This window comes from Shewanella sp. FJAT-51649, from assembly GCF_019457435.1.
Lineage (GTDB): Bacteria > Pseudomonadota > Gammaproteobacteria > Enterobacterales > Shewanellaceae > Shewanella > Shewanella mangrovisoli.
Window position 1 is genome coordinate 2,865,594 of sequence record NZ_CP080411.1, and the last position, 17,460, is coordinate 2,883,053.

Here is a 17,460-nt window from a genome sequence, read left to right on the forward strand (position 1 = left end):
AGTACGTTTCATAAGCAGCCGCTAAAAACCTAGGCAAAAAGGATAGCTTAGTGAGCGTGACCAAGAAAAAGGAGCTTTTATGTTTAAACTCGCCGACATCCCCGTCAGCCGAAAACTCGCGCTACAACTTATCACAGCCCTTATCGGCGCCTTAATTCTTCTCACCCTTTCTGTCACTACCTTAAAAAGCAATTTGATGGCAGAACGTGAAGCCAGACTCAACGCAGTGCTCAGCTTAGCCCTCAGTCGTATTCAGGCTTTACAGCAAAACTTACCCCTAGAGCAGGCTCAACAAGCCGCAAAAGAGATGCTTAACAATATGCGGTTCGACGGTGACAACTACCTGTTTGTGATTGATGAAACACGCCACATCATAGTTCACCCCGTTAAACCCGAGTTAGTCAGCCAGCAAATGGGCAACAATGGCGCAGAGCAGTACTGGTTCAGCATGGTCGAATTAGGGCGCAATGGTCAGCAAGGTGTCTTGCAATATCCTTGGGTAACAGGCAATGGCAAAAAAGCCCAGAAAATGTCCTTAGTGATGGGATTTAAACCCTGGGGCTGGATTTTAGGATCGGGGATTTTACTGCAAGACATTGAAAACACGATTTGGCATGAATATGTGCTAATGGGCGGCACTACACTTATTCTCATTCTACTGATGGCGGCACTGGGCTACATCATCAGTCGCTCTATTGTTCAACCCTTAGATCAAGTGAATAACGCGATGCAAATCATCGCCACTGGCAACTTGACGCCGCAGCTTGCGGTCACAGGCAAAGATGAACTTGCGGCCCTAGCGCACAATATCAATCAGAGCATGACAAGCATTCGAACGGCATTGGCTGAGGCTAACCACAGCGCCGACAACGTCTCACAAGCCGCTTCACGTATAGCATCAACCGCCGAAGAAACCAATCAAGCGGTAAACAACCAGCGGGATCAACTCGCCCAGTTAGCCACGGCGATGAACGAAATGAGCGCCACTATTGCCGATGTGGCCAATAATGCCGAAAGTACCGCGAAAGACACCAAAGAAGCCACCCGCGAAGCCGGACTTGGCGATAAAGACGTGCACGCCAGCGTTGATGGTATCCATGCGCTTGCCAAAGAAGTGGAGCAAGCAACGCAGCAAGTGAACAAGCTAAAAGAAGAAATCATGCAGATCAGTGAAGTGACGGCGGTGATCAGTGGCATTTCGGATCAAACCAATTTATTGGCATTAAACGCCGCCATTGAAGCGGCGCGTGCCGGTGAGCAGGGCCGAGGTTTTGCCGTGGTGGCCGATGAAGTGCGGCAATTAGCCAGCAGAACGAGGCAATCCACAGAGGAAATTCAAAACACCATTTCCCTATTACAACAACGTGCTGTCAGTGCCGCCAATGCGATGGATACGAGCCGCGATCTGGCTGAAAAGAGCGTTGACCAGTCCACAAAGGCAGGCAACGATTTATCCCTCATTGTGACCCATATTAAGCACGTGAGTGATATGGCCACTCAGATTGCAACCGCGGCCGAAGAGCAAAGCGCGGTGGCAGAAGAAATGAACCGTAACGTCTGCGGGATTAATAGTTCGGCGCTTGAAGTGTCTGAATCAGCCACCTATCTTGCTCAAGAAAGCGAGAGCCTCGCCGAGCTATCGCTTAATCTCAATACCAAACTGGCGGCGTTTAAGCTCTAAGCTCGAGTGAACTCAATATGGGGCCAACATCCTGATGTTGGCCCCTTCTTTAACGACTCGCCTTGACCAGGCTCGAAATCAAGGCCCGTAGCGCCGCCGGTTTAATCATTTTCGCCATATAGTGGTAACCTCGGCGCTGCACATCCTCCACCAACTCCTTACGGGTATTGGCGGTGATTAAAATCCCCGGTAACTCTTTGCCATAGAGCGCGCGGATCCCGTCCATCGCATCGACACCATTTTGGCCATCGTCCAAGTGGAAATCTGCTAAAACAATATCCGGCGCCACCCCTTTTAGGCCTAACTTTATGCGTGCATCGGCTAAATCTTTGGCGCAAATCACCTCACACTGCCAGCGGCTGAGTAGACTCTCAAGCCCAGCCAAAATGGCCTCTTCGTTGTCGATACACAGCACTTTAATGCCAGACAAAGGTTGTAATAGCGATGGCAAGGCCTTGACCTGCGGCTGACGCACGGTTTCCCCTAAAGGCACACTTATAGAGAACACTGAACCACGTCCAAGTTGTGAGGACACTTGAATACTGTGGTTTAGTACCCGGCTGATCCTATCGGCAATCGCTAGCCCAAGGCCAAGACCGCTAACGCTTTTACTACGTGGATTATTTAAGCGCTTAAACTCTTTGAAGATTTCACGGGTTTCATGCTCATCAATGCCGCAGCCCGTATCCAATACTTGGATCTCTAGCTCACTGCCGCGATGGCGACAGCCAAACAGCACCCGCCCACCTCGGGCATAACGATAAGCATTGGTTAAGAAGTTTTGCAGCACGCGCCGCAGTAGCGAAGGATCTGAGTTGACCGTCGCACTACAGGGGATCATCTTAAAGCGAATTTGATTATCCGCCGCCATCGCCTCAAATTCGACCGACAGACCATTGAGCAGCTCAGATATGGCAAAATCGCGGCGATTGACCTCCACCATGCCGGAATCCAGCTTCGAAATATCCAATAAGTCGGTGAGCAACTCGCCCGCGGTTTTGAGCGAGCTATTCACATGGGATAGGGTGGTGCGCGCCTCGCGGTCCAAATTAGGATACTGGGACAAGGACGCGGTAAACAATCTCGCGGCATTCAGCGGTTGCATTAAGTCGTGCCCTACCGCCGCTAAGAAGCGACTCTTAGAAGCGTTCGCCATTTCTTCCTGCGCCTTAGCCTCAAGTAACTCACTGTTTAGCATGGCTAACTCGTAGGTACGCTCTTTAACGCGCGATTCGAGGGTTTCATTGGCCTCAAGCAAAGCCCGTTCCTGCTCACGGTATTGAGTGATGTCGGTAAAGGTCATCACAAAGCCGCCATCTGGCATAGGATTGCCTTGAATTTTAATCACTTTGCCGTCTTTACGTTGCCGCTCTGAGGTATGCGGCGTGCCATTACGCATATGCTGCACGCGTTTTTCGACCTGTGACTCAATATCCCCCTCGCCGCAATAGCCCCGCGCCGCGTTAAAGCGGATCACTTCGCCAATCGGCATACCTTGCTGCAAGAATCCTTCAGGATATTGATACAGCTCGACGTATTTGTAGTTCCATGCCACCAAGTTGAGGTCGCTGTCGATAACGCTCATTCCTTCATAGGCATGCTCGATAGCCCCGCGCAGCATATCTTGGCTGAGCATAATTTTGGACGAGGCCTCATCCACTAGGCTAAAGACTTCATCCAAGGCCAAGTCTCGCCCCTGTAAAACCGAGTCCATTACCAAGGAGGCACTGGAAGCGCCAAGTACTCCGGCGAGTAAGCGTTCGGTGTGGGCGATAAGCTCAGGTGTCGCTGCCTTGTGCCAACTATCACTCTTGACCGCCTCGGTGGAGAATCGGCTAAAGCTTTCATAGGCGCGAGTTGGGCTCACAAAGCGGCTGGCTAAGATCAATAAATCCTGCTGAGAGATTGGGCCATTTTTCTTATTGGCATTATTTTTAAGCTTACCCGGGCTGACAAAGGCGCTGGCCTGAATACGCTCGGCCACCCCCGCCCTAAACCAAATCGAGCCTAAGATGTAGCAGGCAATATTGGCGAACAAGGCTGTGAGGGCGTCACGCACATTGGGGGTAATGGCATCTAACAGGTCGATATTACTCGACAACAAGGTCGCCACATTTTGGCCGTCATTCATGCCGCTCAGCATGATGTAAAACCACAGGCCAAAGCCCACACTCAAGCCTAAAAACACCCCAGCACGATTACCGTGTTTCCAATAGAGCCCGCCCACCAGCGCAGGAGCCAGCTGGGCAAACGCCCCAAAGGATAACATCCCAAGGTGCGACAAGGAGTCACTGTCGGCGAGCGCCAGATAACTGCCATAACCCAGGCCAAGGATGATGACGATGGCCAGGCGGCGTGCATTTAACAGCATCTGCGAAAACTGGCTAAAGTTTTTCTCACGGATATTACCCGTGCGCAGCATCACGGGCACCAGCCACTCGTTACTCACCATCACGCTTATTGTCACTACCGCCACAATCACCATGCCAGTTGCCGCTGATAAAGTGCCTAACAGCGCAATCACGGCCAGCAGTGGATGATCTAACGCAAGCGGTAAATTGATCACATAAGTGTCTGCGGCAACGCTATCCCCGAGGATGACTTTACCCGCTAGGGCGAGTGGCCCAACGAATAAGCCAAACAAGGCCAAATACAGTGGGAATAACCAGCGCCCCTTAGACAACACCGACTCATCGGCGCACTCCACCACCATCACGTGGAATTGCCGTGGCATACATAAAAACGCCGCCATGCCGACGAGCAGCTCAGGCATTAAGGCTTCGATGCGAGGATTTGGGTAATTAATTAAGGCTTTTTCACTCGCCTGCTGCCAGATATCACCAAAACCATCGAACACCCCAAAGCTAATCACAATCCCCACCAGCAAAAATGCCGCCAGTTTGACTAGCGATTCAAAGGCAATCGCCAGCATCATGCCGGGGTTATGCTCGGTGGCATCGAGCTTACGCGTTCCAAATAGAATGGCAAAAATCGCCAGCAATGCTGTGATAAGTAAAGGGATAGTAATGCCGTTTAAAGGATCGTCTGCTGGCTGAAACAAATTAAGGCTAAATACCATCGCCTTAAGTTGCAGGGCAATGTAGGGCATGATGCCAAATAGCGCGATGAGGGTTACAATGGCCGCCAAGGTTTGTGACTTACCGTAACGGGCGGCGATAAAGTCGGCGACCGAGGTAATATTTTGCGCCTTGGACACGAGGACCATCTTGCGCAGCATGCCAAAACCTAAGGTGAAAATAATGATAGGACCGATAAAAATCGGAATGAAGGACCAAAAATCATTAGCCGACTGCCCTACTGTGCCTAAAAAGCTCCACGATGAACAATAAACCGCCAGACTTAAACCATAAATGCCTACCTGAAGCTTCTTGGTCACGCCGCTAAACCAACGCTCCGCGCCCCAGGCTAAAAGGAATAAAAGTGAGACATAACAAATAGCAATAACGGCGACGACTAAGGTTAGATTCATATTTTTGCTCTTTTTTCCATTATTGTGCGATAAATAATGGCTGAAATCTAGCCAGATTTTCGAGTGCAACAGCCTAAATATAAAGGAGATTTTAAAACTAGACCAAGGTCTAATGGAGTTGCCAGCCCCTTGCATACCATACTCAGACTACGCAATTTTTAGAAAGGGAAGCCCTATGAGCTCGCAGTCTCTCTACAAAGTCTCCGGCAATATCGCTGCCAATGCACTTGTAAATAACGATCAATATAAAAAAATGTACCAAGAGTCGATTGTCAATCCAGAGGGTTTCTGGAGAGAGCACGGCAAACGGATCGATTGGATAAAGCCATACACTAAAATCAAAAAAACCACTTTTGACGATCATAACTTATCGATTAACTGGTTCTACGACGGCACCCTAAACGCCTCGGCCAACTGCTTAGATCGCCATCTAGCAGAACACAGCGACCGCGTTGCCATCATTTGGGAAGGCGATAACGCCAGCGAACAACGTAAAATCACTTACGGTGAGCTGCACACTCAAGTGTGTAAGTTTGCCAACGCCCTACGCAGCCAAGGCGTGCGCCGTGGCGATATTGTGACCATTTATATGCCAATGGTGCCAGAAGCGGCAGTGGCAATGCTGGCCTGTGCCCGCATCGGTGCCGTACACTCGGTGGTCTTTGGTGGCTTCTCACCCGATTCAATCGCTTCACGGGTCATCGACGGTAAATCTAAGGTCGTCATCACCGCCGATGAAGGTATGCGTGGTGGCCGCGCGATCCCACTCAAACGCAACATCGACGATGCGCTAAAGCATCCCGATGTCACCAGCGTTGAGAAGGTGATTGTACTTAAACGTACTGGCGGCAAGGTTGATTGGGTCGAAGGCCGCGATGTGTGGTGGCATTCTCTGGTTGATACCGCATCCGAGCACTGCGCCATTGAAGAAATGGGCGCCGAAGATCCGCTCTTCTTACTTTATACCTCTGGTTCAACCGGTAATCCCAAGGGCGTATTGCACACCACCGGCGGTTATATGGTGTATGCCTCTATGACCCACGAGTATGTGTTCGATTACAAACCCGGTGAGATTTACTGGTGTACCGCCGACGTGGGTTGGATCACGGGTCATTCCTACATGGTGTACGGCCCACTCGCGAACGGTGCGACCGTGCTTATCCACGAAGGGATCCCGAATTACCCAAGCCCTGCGCGTTTAGGCGAGATGATTGACCGTCACAAGGTGAATATCCTCTACACAGCGCCAACACTTATTCGTGCACTGATGGCCGAAGGTAAACAGCATTTTGACAAGTATGATGGCAGCTCGCTGCGCATCATGGGCTCTGTGGGCGAACCTATCAACCCTGAAGCTTGGCGCTGGTACCACGAGGTCATCGGCCATGAACATTGCCCGATTGTCGATACTTGGTGGCAAACCGAAACCGGCGGCATTTTGATTACGCCATTACCAGGTGCAACCGATACCAAACCCGGCTCGGCGACTCGCCCGTTCTTTGGGGTACAACCGGCACTCGTGGACAACATGGGTAACATTTTAGAAGGTGCAACCGAAGGTAACTTAGTGCTGCTCGACTCATGGCCAGGACAAATGCGTACCGTATATGGCGACCATGAACGCTTCGTGCTGACCTACTTCAAAACCTTCCGTGGCATGTACTTTACCGGTGACGGCGCGCGCCGCGATGAAGACGGTTACTACTGGATCACCGGCCGTGTAGACGATGTTATTAACGTCTCTGGACACAGATTAGGTACAGCAGAAGTAGAAAGTGCACTGGTATCACACGAACTGGTCGCTGAAGCCGCGGTTGTGGGCTATCCGCATGATATTAAAGGCCAAGGTATTTATGCCTATGTCACCTTAACCCGTGGTACAGAAGAGAGTGAAGAACTTCGCCAAGAGCTACGCCAATGGGTTCGTAAAGAAATTGGCGCCCTGGCCACACCGGATCTTATCCAGTGGGCAACAGGATTACCTAAGACCCGTTCTGGCAAAATCATGCGCCGCTTCCTGCGTAAGATTGCCGCGAACGAAGTGACCAACTTAGGTGATGCATCAACGCTGGCCGATCCAGCCGTGATTGAGACCTTGATTGAAACTCGCTTGAATCGTAACGAGTAATCGTTATCCCGCGCTTAATCGTGATTTATCACGGTTAAGCGCAGCTTTAGCTCCTGTACGTTTGAACCTTGCTCCGTCGAGTACAGGTTCCTTTAAATGAAGCAAACCCTGTTGAGAAAGTGCCTGATTGCCCCTTTCTCTTAGTTGCCCCTCCAACCAAGGGGCATTTTTTTGGTTCTGTGTTAAGCTTGGCGCCAAACTCAATCGACCAAGAATACCTAGCAGCGTGTCAGTTAATTCCAGCCCAAACGTTACCCTCAGGGATTACCAGCAACAAGCCGTCGATGCCGCCATCGCGCATTTTAAAAAAAGCACCGATTCCGCCGTGTTAGTCCTACCAACGGGAGCCGGGAAAAGTATCGTTATTGCCGAGCTTGCCCGCATCGCCAGAGGACGAGTGCTGGTTTTAACCCATGTGAAGGAACTGGTTGCCCAAAACGCGCAAAAAGTGGGATTACTGACGACTGAGGCCAGCATTTACTCCGCTGGGTTAAATCAAAAATCGACTGACGGCAAAACCGTCGTGGCCAGCATCCAATCCGCCGCGCGTGCATTAAATCAATTCGATGAGCCCTTCTCATTGGTGATTATCGATGAGTGCCACAGAGTCAGCCTCGAAAAAACCAGCCAATATCAGCAGATCTTAAGTCATTTACAGCAGCGTAATCCCAAGCTGAGGTTATTAGGCCTAACGGCCACTCCCTATCGGCTCGGGACAGGTTGGATTTACAAACACCACTACCACGGCAAAGTAGGCTCGCCTGAACTTGGGATCTTCGAGCAGTGTATTTTCGAGCTCCCTATCCGTCCGCTGATTAAACAAGGTTATTTAACCGCACCCACCTTGTTTGATGGTTTAAGCGCTCAATATGACTTCAGCCAAATCAAGCCCAATGACAATGGCGAATATCCCGAGACCCAAGTCAATGCGCTGCTGAATCACGCCGGACGCGCGACAACGGCGATTGTGAAGCAACTGATTGAGCTGAGTCACCATCGCCAGGGGATCATTATTTTCGCGGCGACAGTGCGCCATGCTGAAGAAATTGTCAGCCAGCTCAACAAGGAGCACTGCGAGCAAACAGCAATCGTCACGGCGCAGACGCCAGATAATGAACGTGATGAACTTATCGAGCGCTTTAAAGCCAGAGAGCTTAAGTTCCTCGTCAACGTGGCGGTATTGACCACCGGATTCGATGCGCCCCATGTGGATTTGATTGCGATATTACGCCCCACCGCATCGGTGAGTTTGTTTCAGCAAATGATTGGCCGAGGTCTTAGGATCTGTGAAGGTAAAAAAGATTGTTTAGTGATTGATTACGCAGCCAATGGCTATGATTTGTATTTTCCAGAAGTCGGCCAAGCTAAGCCAAATAGCAAGTCGGTTCCGGTACAAGTGCACTGCCCTGTCTGCCAGTTTGCCAATATCTTTTGGGGATTAACCGACAATGATGGCGATATTATCGAACACTTTGGCCGTCGCTGTCAGGGCATAGTCGAGCATCATGGGCAAAAGCAGCAATGTGACTTTCGATTTAGGTCTAAATCCTGTCCCGATTGCGGGCAAGAGAACGACATAGCGGCGCGTATTTGCCAGCATTGCCAGTCGACCTTAATCGACCCCGACAAACGCCTTAAGCAAGTATTGAACAAGCAGCACCATCATCTGTTCCGCTGCCAGCATATGACGTTAATGGATGATGCGGGCGATCTTAAGGTGCAATATCTGGACATTGAAGGAAACGAGTTTAATCGACGCTTTAAACTGCAAACGCCCGCCCAATGGCGTGCCTTGTATGCGCTGTTTATTTTCCCCCATAGTCGCACGCCGGGCCTTAAACCTAAGCAATACAAAAAAGTGTCTGAGCTGATTGCCGATAGCGCCGCCTTTCGGATGCCAGATCTGTTACTGCTGAAAAAGCATAAAAAAGGCTGGGATCTGCTCGAAAGCTATTTCGATTACCAAGGGCGCTATCAAACTGAAAATAAACACATCTGACATTATCAATTCGGTTAGCGCTATGGTATAAAACGCTTAAAGTAATCCTAAGGAGCTATTATGTACGTTGTTATTTTTGGCCGTCCAGGCTGTCCTTATTGCGTGCGAGCAGTACAACTGTCAGAGCAACTCGTTGAAAAACGTGATGACTTTAAATTTAGATACGTGGATATTCACGCCGAAGGGATTTCTAAAGCGGATCTCGAGAAAACTGTCGGCAAGCCAGTCGAAACTGTGCCACAGATTTTCGTTGATGAAAAACACGTAGGTGGTTGCACCGATTTCGAACAATATGTTCGCGATAACAACCTATTAGGTTAATCCCAATACCAAATAAAAAGGAGACCTGAGGTCTCCTTTTTATTTATTACATCAAACGTTAGAGCACATACTTCGCCGAAAAGATGATCCGGCTTAAATCGCCATCATCACCATTCTCTTTACTGTTTTGGGCGTACATATATTCCACCCCAAAGGTCAGTGGTTTACTAGGGGAATACAACAGGTTGATATAGCCAGAATAAGCATCCTTATTCACCCCAGTGCCTGTTAAAGCCACATCATTATCCGCTTGCATACCAGAGAGTGTTACACTGGTGCGCCACTGCTCGTTCCACCAATGACGGTAAGACACAAAGCCGCCGAAGGTACGAATGGATTCAATATCGCCGCTCGCATCTAACACACCCGCATTAATGTAGTTAAGCGCCATATAACGCCCTAAACCGTCACCATAGGTTGCGGTAAAGCGCAGATCATCTTTACCAATGGGGATAATCCCCGCCACACTGGCGCCGTAGCCAAAGCTCGAACTATCGATTTGGGTCGCACCGATTTTGGTTTCTAAATTGAGTTGACGAGCAATACCCGCAAATGAGAATGAGGCGCCGCCGTCCGTCTTGAGATTATATCGCGCCACCACATCAGGCACGACACCATTACCACTGGTGATGCGTGCGCCACCTTGATTCGGAGTTACCGTTGTTTCAGGGTTTTCTATCGCAAATTGGAAGTTGCCATGGGTATAACGCAGTAACGATTGACGCACAAAGGGCGTACCATCTGCAGCACCCACAAAGTCGAGGTTTTCGGGCAGAGCTGCAGGGTTTTGGAAAGTGGTCCAGGTTTGACCTACGGTCCAATTATCATAGGATACATAGGCATGGCGGATACGTGGTGAATAGCTGTTAGACACCCGCTCATTGCCATCGGTGTGGGTCATAAAATCCAGTTCAATAAAGCCCGACAAGCTATGGCCATCAAGATCCGTTGCCGCCTTAAAATTGAATCGCGTTTCACGGGCTTGGAAATCCACCACTTGGTTACCGTTGCCGTCTTTACCGTAAATGGTACCCGGCACGTAAAACTGACGGGATAAATCCCCCGAATCGGGTGCCCCATTGCCATAATCGCTGAACATCACGTCCGCCTTGATATAGCCACCAAATTCAACGTCAGTATTTTTTAAAGAAGCCGCATTGGCAGAGCCCATAAATGCCAATAAGGTTGCAGAGTAAAGCAAGCTAAGTTTTGCTTGTTTCATTTTATGTTTCCCCAGTTGTTATTATTTGTCCGCAGCCAATATGGACAATTTAACAAGCGAGCAACATTGGCAATAAGTCTATGAGACAAAAGTAGAAAATGCTGAATATAACGCGAAAATACTTTGGGATTGCAAGCTAAAGAGGAGTTTACTAGGGAATTTTAGAGTGGTGGGTCGTGAAGGATTCGAACCTTCGACCAATTGGTTAAAAGCCAACTGCTCTACCGACTGAGCTAACGACCCATCTAAGGAATCTGAATTTTACACTCTCAGAAAAGTGGCGAATCGTGAAGAATTTAAACCAGTCGATTGATTGGTTAAAAGCCTACTACCCTCGCTTTATAAAATAAGCGACAGGCTAACGACCCATCTAAGACTCTGAATTTTACACTTCCAGAAAAGTGGTGGGTCGTGAAGGATTCGAACCTTCGACCAATTGGTTAAAAGCCAACTGCTCTACCGACTGAGCTAACGACCCATCTAAGGACTCTGAATTTTACACTCTCAGAAAAGTGGCGAGTCGTGAAGGATTTAAACCATTCGACTGATTGGTTAAAAGCCAACTGCCCTAGCTTTATAAAATAAGCGACTGAGCTAACGACCCATCTAGGACTCTGAGTTTTACACTTCCAGAAAAGTGGTGGGTCGTGAAGGATTCGAACCTTCGACCAATTGGTTAAAAGCCAACTGCTCTACCGACTGAGCTAACGACCCATCTAAGGACTCTGAATTTTACACTTCCAGAAAAGTGGTGGGTCGTGAAGGATTCGAACCTTCGACCAATTGGTTAAAAGCCAACTGCTCTACCGACTGAGCTAACGACCCATCTATTGGACTCTGAATTTTACACTCTCAGAAAAGTGGTGGGTCGTGAAGGATTCGAACCTTCGACCAATTGGTTAAAAGCCAACTGCTCTACCGACTGAGCTAACGACCCATCTAAGGACTCTGAATTTTACACTTCCAGAAAAGTGGTGGGTCGTGAAGGATTCGAACCTTCGACCAATTGGTTAAAAGCCAACTGCTCTACCGACTGAGCTAACGACCCATCTTATTTACAACACTTCAAATACCGCTAACTTATTCTATTTACTAGAGTAAGTGGTGGGTCGTGAAGGATTCGAACCTTCGACCAATTGGTTAAAAGCCAACTGCTCTACCGACTGAGCTAACGACCCATTTACTGGTATTTTGCGCCCCGAACGACCTCGCCGTTCCGAGGGCGCCTATAATACCTTTTTCATTTTCCCATGCAAGCGTAAATTCCCAATTTTTTGTCGTTTGCATGAAAAACAGACTAAGAGTATGTTTTTTAGTTAATTATGCTTTAATTGCAGCCAATTGCTGTTGTGCAATGCGTGCTGCAGCGCTGTTGGCGTAGTCTTTTACTACTTGTTGGTAGTATTGAGTCGCTCCGGCTTTATCACCGGTTTTCTCTGCGATCATGCCAAGCTTCACTAGACTGTCACCACGTTTGTTGGAATCACTAAAACGAGTCACGACGGTGTTGAAGGCTTGTTTGGCTTCAGCAAATTCACTCTTATTAAACAGTAACTGTCCTAACCAATAGTTGGCGTTGGCAGCATAGACTGAATCTGGATACTGTTTAATGAAGGCACGAAACGCTGGAATAGCATCATCATACTTGCGCTCTTTCAGCACTAAGTTCACCGCACTTTCGTAGCTGGCCGTTTCACTTAGGCTACTGGCGGCGGCATTGGCGGTTGCTGCCACAGCAGCGGGCGTTGAAGGAGTAGAAGCAGCTGGCGCGGCAGCAGCTTTGGAGGATAAATTGGCAATTTCATCGTAAAGCTGACGCTGACGTTGTTGCATCTGCTCTATTTGGTAATTCTGTTGTTCGGTCAAACCACGTAAGTCGAGAACTTCTTGCTGCAAAGTATCCAGACGGCGCTGCATATCAATTTCGCTTTGTTGTCTCGATTTTACAATGCGCTCTAAACGAGCAAGTCTGTCATCACCTGAACCACCAGCAATATCTTCAACAGGAGCAGGAGCTGCCACTGCAGCTCCTGCGCCGAAGAACATTGCCGTAATTAAGACGGCACGTTTCATCTAGTTACTCTCCGTAATTCAATCTTAGTAAACTAAAACTGCACGACGGTTTTTAGCAAAACCTTCATCGGTACGAGTGAAGTCAAGTGGCTTTTCTTCGCCATAGCTTACGATGCTCATTTGGCTAGGTTGTACACCCATGCCTTGTAAGTATTTAGCAACAGCTTTAGCACGACGCTCACCCAGTGCGATGTTGTATTCTGGCGTGCCACGCTCGTCGGCATGACCTTCAATCAATACGCGTACGCTTGGGTGCTCAACTAAATAAGTACCGTGGGCTTCGAGTACGGCGGCGAATTCAGTTTGAACTTCACTGCGGTCGAAGTCGAAGTAAATGATGTGTTCTTTTCTCAACTGCTCGAGTTGCTGACGTTGTTGCTCTTCAGGTGACAACATTCCACCAATACCGCCAGTTTGAACGCCACCACCATTCAGTTCGCTACCAGAACCGTTTGTAGAGCCCATTGCATCAGTTTCTGATTCAGAAGTTGAGCTACACGCACTAATAGCCATAATTGGAAGTGCTACCAACATAGCTTTTAACAACTTGTTCAGATCCATTATCTGTTCCTTATAAAATTAAATGTGAATAAATCGAGCTAATACATTAGAGAAACGGAGACCAAGAAGGTGATTTCACCTCACCCTGACCTACCGGTAATCTCGCTTTAAAGCGTCCGTCCGTAGAAACAGCTGCTAAAACTTGCTTGCCTTGATACGTAGTGCCATAAATCACCATAGTACCATTAGGGGCCACACTTGGAGATTCGTCCAAACGTGTCGATGTCAGCACCTGCATAAAGCGCGTACTTAAATCCATACGTGCAATATTAAATTTACCGTTTGTGCGATTCACAAAAATCATGCTACGACCATCAGGGGTAATTGAACCACCTAAATTCCATTCACCTTCAAAGGTTTCACGGGTCACTTTGCCTGAATTTAAATCTACACGATATAACTGTGGTCTACCACCGCGCTCGGAGGTAAACAACAATGACTTGCCATCGGGATACCAAGATGGCTCAGTATCGATGGAATAGTGGTTGGTAATACGTTTTGCTGCCTTAGTGGCGATATCGATAACGTAAATCTCAGGTTGACCATCCTTTGAGAGGGTCACAGCCAAGGATTTACCATCGGGCGAGAAAGTGGGTGCACCGTTAATGCCTGGGAAGCTGCTCACCTTTGTACGTACTTGGGTGTAAAGATCCTGAACAAAAATCTCAGCCTTTTTGTTTTCAAAGCTTACATAAGCTAAACGACGACCATCAGGCGACCAAGAAGGCGACATCAGCGGTTCTGGAGAGCGCAGTAACATTTGCTCGTTGTAACCGTCATAGTCGGCGATCATCAGTGAATAAGCGGCTTTCTGAGTGTGATTCACCACCACGTAGGAAATACGGGTTAAGAAAGCGCCACGAATACCGGTCAGCTTCTCATAGACGATATCGCTAATCCGGTGGCCATATTGACGGAACTGCGCCGCAGAAATCACAGTTTGGCGACTGTCCATCAAAAATTCTGTCGCACTGGTCGGCCCTTTTAGCGCTTGGTTTTGCGCTTTAACCAAATCGATAAGGTCAAAACTCACCAAAAACTGATCCGTACCATAGGGTTTTACCGAACCCACTACGACGGCTTCGGCACCCACATTGGCCCACGCGCTCGCGTCAAACTGAGCTAATGCACCGATACCACGTTGTGGTAACCCTAATTCATCTAATGGTTTGAAGGTACCGCTACGAATTAAGTCAGACATCACCACATCGGCGATCGCCTGAGGTGGCGCACCCGCACCTTGCCATTGGAATGGCATCACTGCGATTGGACGCGCCGCATCCACACCCTCAGTGATCACAATATCCAGCGCCGCTTTTGCCGGCATAGTGCAAAGCAGAACCGCCAATGCTAACCATTTTGCCAAAATTTTCATGGGACTCCTTTAATTAAACGTTGGTTCAACGATTAAGTTAATTTCTTTCATCAAGTTATAAACCGCAGGATCCGGAGACACTGGTAACTTGCCCGCTTTTAAGATCGCCGCTTTTGCTGCACGGCACACATTAGGATCGCCACCCTGCGTCTGACTGCTGATCACAAAACCATCATTGGCTAAACGCACAGAAACGGTACAGGTTTTACCGCGCATCGACTCGTCAACCACTAGGTTACGTTGAATCGTCGATTTAATCATCGCGGTGTATTTACCCACTTCCGTTTGCATTTGCTTATTCATGGTTTGCGATAACGCTGCCTGCTCGGCGGCTAACGCATCGGCCATTTCCTGCTCTTGCTGAGCACGCGCCTTGGCTTCAGCATCCGCTTTTGCCTTAGCTTCGGCTTTTGCTTTCGCTTCAGCATCGGCCTTGGCTTTTGCCTCCGCTTTGGCCTTAGCGTCAGCTTCTGCTTTCGCCTTGGCTTCGGCTTCCTTCTGCTTACGGTCAGCCTCGGCTTTCGCGGCTGCGGCCTCTTCTACTTTGCGTTTTTCCGCCGCTTTTTGGGCTGCATCTTCAGCAAGTTTACGTTCTTGCTCCTTCTGCTTGCGGTCGGCTTCAGCTTTCTGCGCTTTTTCCTTTTCCTGTTGCTGCTTCACCTGCGCGGCTTTCGCGGCATCATTGGCCTTTTGGGTCTCAATTTCCTGCTGCTTACGTTCTTCCGCCAGTTTCTTCAACTGTGCTTGTTCACGCTCACGGGCTTGCTTTGCTTCCTGTGCTTTGCGTTCAAGTTCGGCTTGGCGCTCACGTTCGCGGCGCTCGGCATCGCGCTTTTCCTGCTTAAGCTTTTCAACTTGATTAGCCACTTTTTGCTGATCAACCATAACAGCTTTTACTGCAGGGGCGCTAACTTGTTGCACAGGTTCAGGTTTATGGGTGAAATCTATGCCAATAGCCAGAATAATTATCACGCCAATATGAATACCTGCTGAAATCGACAGAGGTAATGCAACATTTGAATTATCCGCCACCTATTTCTCCTTGGGTGAATCCGTCATCAAACCGACTGAAGGAACGCCTGCCTGCTGCAGGGTCACCATCAATTGGATCACGTTATCGTAAGGAATATTTCTATCGGCTTTCACCACCACTGGGCGCTCAGGCTCAGTCACCATGATCGCCGCAACGGCGGTGGCTAACTCATCCAATTCCATCTCTTCGTTATTGGAACCGCCCTGATTGAGGAAATAAGCGCCGTCGGCATCGATAGACGCTACTACTGGCGGCTTACTGTCCGCAGGCAGCACTTCGGCGGCACCTTGCGGCAGCTCCACTTTCACCCCTTGGGTCACAATCGGCGCTGTTACCATGAAAATAATCAGCAGCACGAGCATGACGTCGATATAAGGCACCACGTTGATTTCGGCAACGGGGCGACGACGTTTACGCTGATAACCGACTTGCATTATACGCCTTCCTTCTCACTGTACGCTTGGCGATGCAGGATGCTAGAAAACTCTTCCATAAAGTTAGCGTAACCGATTTCCAGTTTTTCAACTTGGGTGGCAAAACGGTTATAAGCGATAACTGCTGGGATTGCCGCAAACAGACCCATTGCGGTTGCAATCAGAGCTTCTGCAATACCTGGCGCCACCATGGCAAGCGTCGCGTTTTCCATTGAACCGATAGCGATAAATGAATTCATAATACCCCATACCGTACCAAACAAACCGATATAAGGGCTAGTCGAACCAATAGTTGCCAATAAAGGTAAGTTGGCCTCTAACTTTTCTAATTCACGGGATAAGGTGACTCGCATGGCACGTGAAGTCCCATCCATCACCGCATCTGGTACTTTGCTATTTAATTTATTTAGACGTGAATATTCTTTAAAACCCGTCACAAATAATGACTCTAAGCCAGTATTATCTGGACGAGCCGATAATTCTTTATACAGACGGTTTAAATCAACGCCTGACCAAAATTTATCTTCAAATTTTGCCGATTTACTTTTTGCAGATGTCAATAAGCTACGGCGTTGTAAAATCACCGTCCAAGACATTACAGACAAGCAAAGTAAAGTGAACATCACAAATTTCACTAATAAACTGGCTTGTAAAAATAACCCAACAATCGACATATCAGCTTGCACTGTCAAACTCCTGCACAATATTTAAGGGAATAGCTCGGGGCCGCATTCGTGATAAGGCAACACAGGCCACTAGCACTGTACCTTCACAATAACAGTCTCCCTGATGATCAACCAAACGTTGATGAAATACCAACGAGGCCTTTTTCAACTCTATGACCTTAGTTTCTACAATAAGGTTCTGTTCAAAACGCGCGGCTTTTTTAAAATCCAATTCCGCCCGCTTAACCACAAACGCCGTATCATCGGCTAACAGTGCAGTCTGGCTTACGCCTAAGGCTCTTAACCACTCGGTTCGCGCCCGCTCAAAAAAATTGAGATAGTTCGAATGATAGACAACGCCGCCTGCGTCGGTGTCTTCGTAATAGACTGAAATGGGCCAATTAAACGTCATTTGAAATCAGCAAATTTTGGTTGAAAAATTGACGCTTACTATACCTAGGGAAACAAGACTTGTGAA

At 48.5% G+C, this 17,460-nt stretch carries 13 protein-coding genes and 8 tRNA genes; 4 read left to right on the forward strand and 17 right to left on the reverse strand.

Annotated features, from left to right (window positions below):
• The first annotated feature begins 79 nt into the window (after positions 1-79).
• Positions 80-1,681 (forward strand): methyl-accepting chemotaxis protein, encoded by a 1,602-nt coding sequence (locus K0H59_RS12725; RefSeq protein WP_220053332.1) that lies wholly within the window; start codon positions 80-82, stop codon positions 1,679-1,681.
• Between the two features lie 49 nt (positions 1,682-1,730).
• On the opposite strand, the gene K0H59_RS12730 is transcribed toward K0H59_RS12725, so the two are convergent.
• Entirely contained in the window at positions 1,731-5,171 is a 3,441-nt protein-coding gene (locus K0H59_RS12730) for a NahK/ErcS family hybrid sensor histidine kinase/response regulator (protein ID WP_220053333.1), read from the reverse strand.
• Positions 5,172-5,346: 175 nt separating this feature from the next.
• Here K0H59_RS12730 and acs point away from each other — a divergent pair, with 175 nt between their 5' ends.
• The 3 genes from acs to K0H59_RS12745 all read left to right on the forward strand — a co-directional run bounded on the left by acs (position 5,347) and on the right by K0H59_RS12745 (position 9,619).
• Positions 5,347-7,299: an acetate--CoA ligase gene (gene acs / locus K0H59_RS12735; protein ID WP_220053334.1), complete on the forward strand. Its 1,953-nt coding sequence runs from the start codon at positions 5,347-5,349 to the stop codon at positions 7,297-7,299.
• Between the two features lie 226 nt (positions 7,300-7,525).
• Entirely contained in the window at positions 7,526-9,298 is a 1,773-nt protein-coding gene (locus K0H59_RS12740) for a DEAD/DEAH box helicase (protein ID WP_220053335.1), read from the forward strand.
• Between the two features lie 60 nt (positions 9,299-9,358).
• The gene (locus tag K0H59_RS12745; RefSeq protein ID WP_011072684.1) at positions 9,359-9,619 is read left to right on the forward strand and encodes a GrxA family glutaredoxin; all 261 of its coding nucleotides are present in this window, start codon (positions 9,359-9,361) and stop codon (positions 9,617-9,619) included.
• Positions 9,620-9,677: 58 nt separating this feature from the next.
• On the opposite strand, the gene K0H59_RS12750 is transcribed toward K0H59_RS12745, so the two are convergent.
• The 16 genes from K0H59_RS12750 to ybgC all read right to left on the reverse strand — a co-directional run bounded on the left by K0H59_RS12750 (position 9,678) and on the right by ybgC (position 17,394).
• The gene (locus tag K0H59_RS12750) at positions 9,678-10,841 is read right to left on the reverse strand and encodes a DcaP family trimeric outer membrane transporter (RefSeq protein ID WP_011717441.1); all 1,164 of its coding nucleotides are present in this window, start codon (positions 10,839-10,841) and stop codon (positions 9,678-9,680) included.
• A gap of 167 nt (positions 10,842-11,008) precedes the next feature.
• Positions 11,009-11,084 (reverse strand) — tRNA-Lys (locus K0H59_RS12755).
• 159 nt (positions 11,085-11,243) lie between these two features.
• Positions 11,244-11,319: transfer RNA gene (locus K0H59_RS12760), tRNA-Lys, on the reverse strand.
• Between the two features lie 35 nt (positions 11,320-11,354).
• Positions 11,355-11,445, reverse strand: a tRNA-Lys gene (locus K0H59_RS12765).
• Between the two features lie 34 nt (positions 11,446-11,479).
• Positions 11,480-11,555 (reverse strand) — tRNA-Lys (locus K0H59_RS12770).
• Between the two features lie 35 nt (positions 11,556-11,590).
• Positions 11,591-11,666: transfer RNA gene (locus tag K0H59_RS12775), tRNA-Lys, on the reverse strand.
• A 36-nt stretch (positions 11,667-11,702) separates the two neighbouring features.
• Positions 11,703-11,778: transfer RNA gene (locus K0H59_RS12780), tRNA-Lys, on the reverse strand.
• 35 nt (positions 11,779-11,813) lie between these two features.
• A tRNA-Lys gene (locus K0H59_RS12785) sits at positions 11,814-11,889 on the reverse strand.
• Positions 11,890-11,943: 54 nt separating this feature from the next.
• Positions 11,944-12,019, reverse strand: a tRNA-Lys gene (locus K0H59_RS12790).
• Positions 12,020-12,161: 142 nt separating this feature from the next.
• Positions 12,162-12,914, reverse strand: coding sequence for a tol-pal system protein YbgF (gene ybgF / locus K0H59_RS12795; protein WP_220053336.1), 753 nt, complete (start codon positions 12,912-12,914; stop codon positions 12,162-12,164).
• A gap of 24 nt (positions 12,915-12,938) precedes the next feature.
• The gene (gene pal / locus K0H59_RS12800) at positions 12,939-13,475 is read right to left on the reverse strand and encodes a peptidoglycan-associated lipoprotein Pal (RefSeq protein WP_011717443.1); all 537 of its coding nucleotides are present in this window, start codon (positions 13,473-13,475) and stop codon (positions 12,939-12,941) included.
• 46 nt (positions 13,476-13,521) lie between these two features.
• Positions 13,522-14,850 (reverse strand): Tol-Pal system beta propeller repeat protein TolB, encoded by a 1,329-nt coding sequence (tolB, locus tag K0H59_RS12805; RefSeq protein WP_011717444.1) that lies wholly within the window; start codon positions 14,848-14,850, stop codon positions 13,522-13,524.
• 9 nt (positions 14,851-14,859) lie between these two features.
• Positions 14,860-15,882, reverse strand: coding sequence for a cell envelope integrity protein TolA (gene tolA, locus K0H59_RS12810; RefSeq protein ID WP_011717445.1), 1,023 nt, complete (start codon positions 15,880-15,882; stop codon positions 14,860-14,862).
• Positions 15,883-16,317 carry a protein TolR gene (tolR, locus tag K0H59_RS12815; protein WP_011623130.1) on the reverse strand — a complete coding sequence of 145 codons (435 nt, stop codon included), beginning with the start codon at positions 16,315-16,317 and terminating at the stop codon, positions 15,883-15,885.
• On the reverse strand, positions 16,317-17,003 hold the full coding sequence (gene tolQ / locus K0H59_RS12820; protein ID WP_011626518.1) for a protein TolQ: 687 nt from the start codon (positions 17,001-17,003) through the stop codon (positions 16,317-16,319). Before tolQ ends, tolR begins: the two co-directional genes overlap by 1 nt.
• Complete coding sequence (gene ybgC, locus K0H59_RS12825) at positions 16,993-17,394, reverse strand: tol-pal system-associated acyl-CoA thioesterase (protein ID WP_011626519.1); 402 nt, start codon at positions 17,392-17,394, stop codon at positions 16,993-16,995. Before ybgC ends, tolQ begins: the two co-directional genes overlap by 11 nt.
• Positions 17,395-17,460 lie beyond the last annotated feature (66 nt).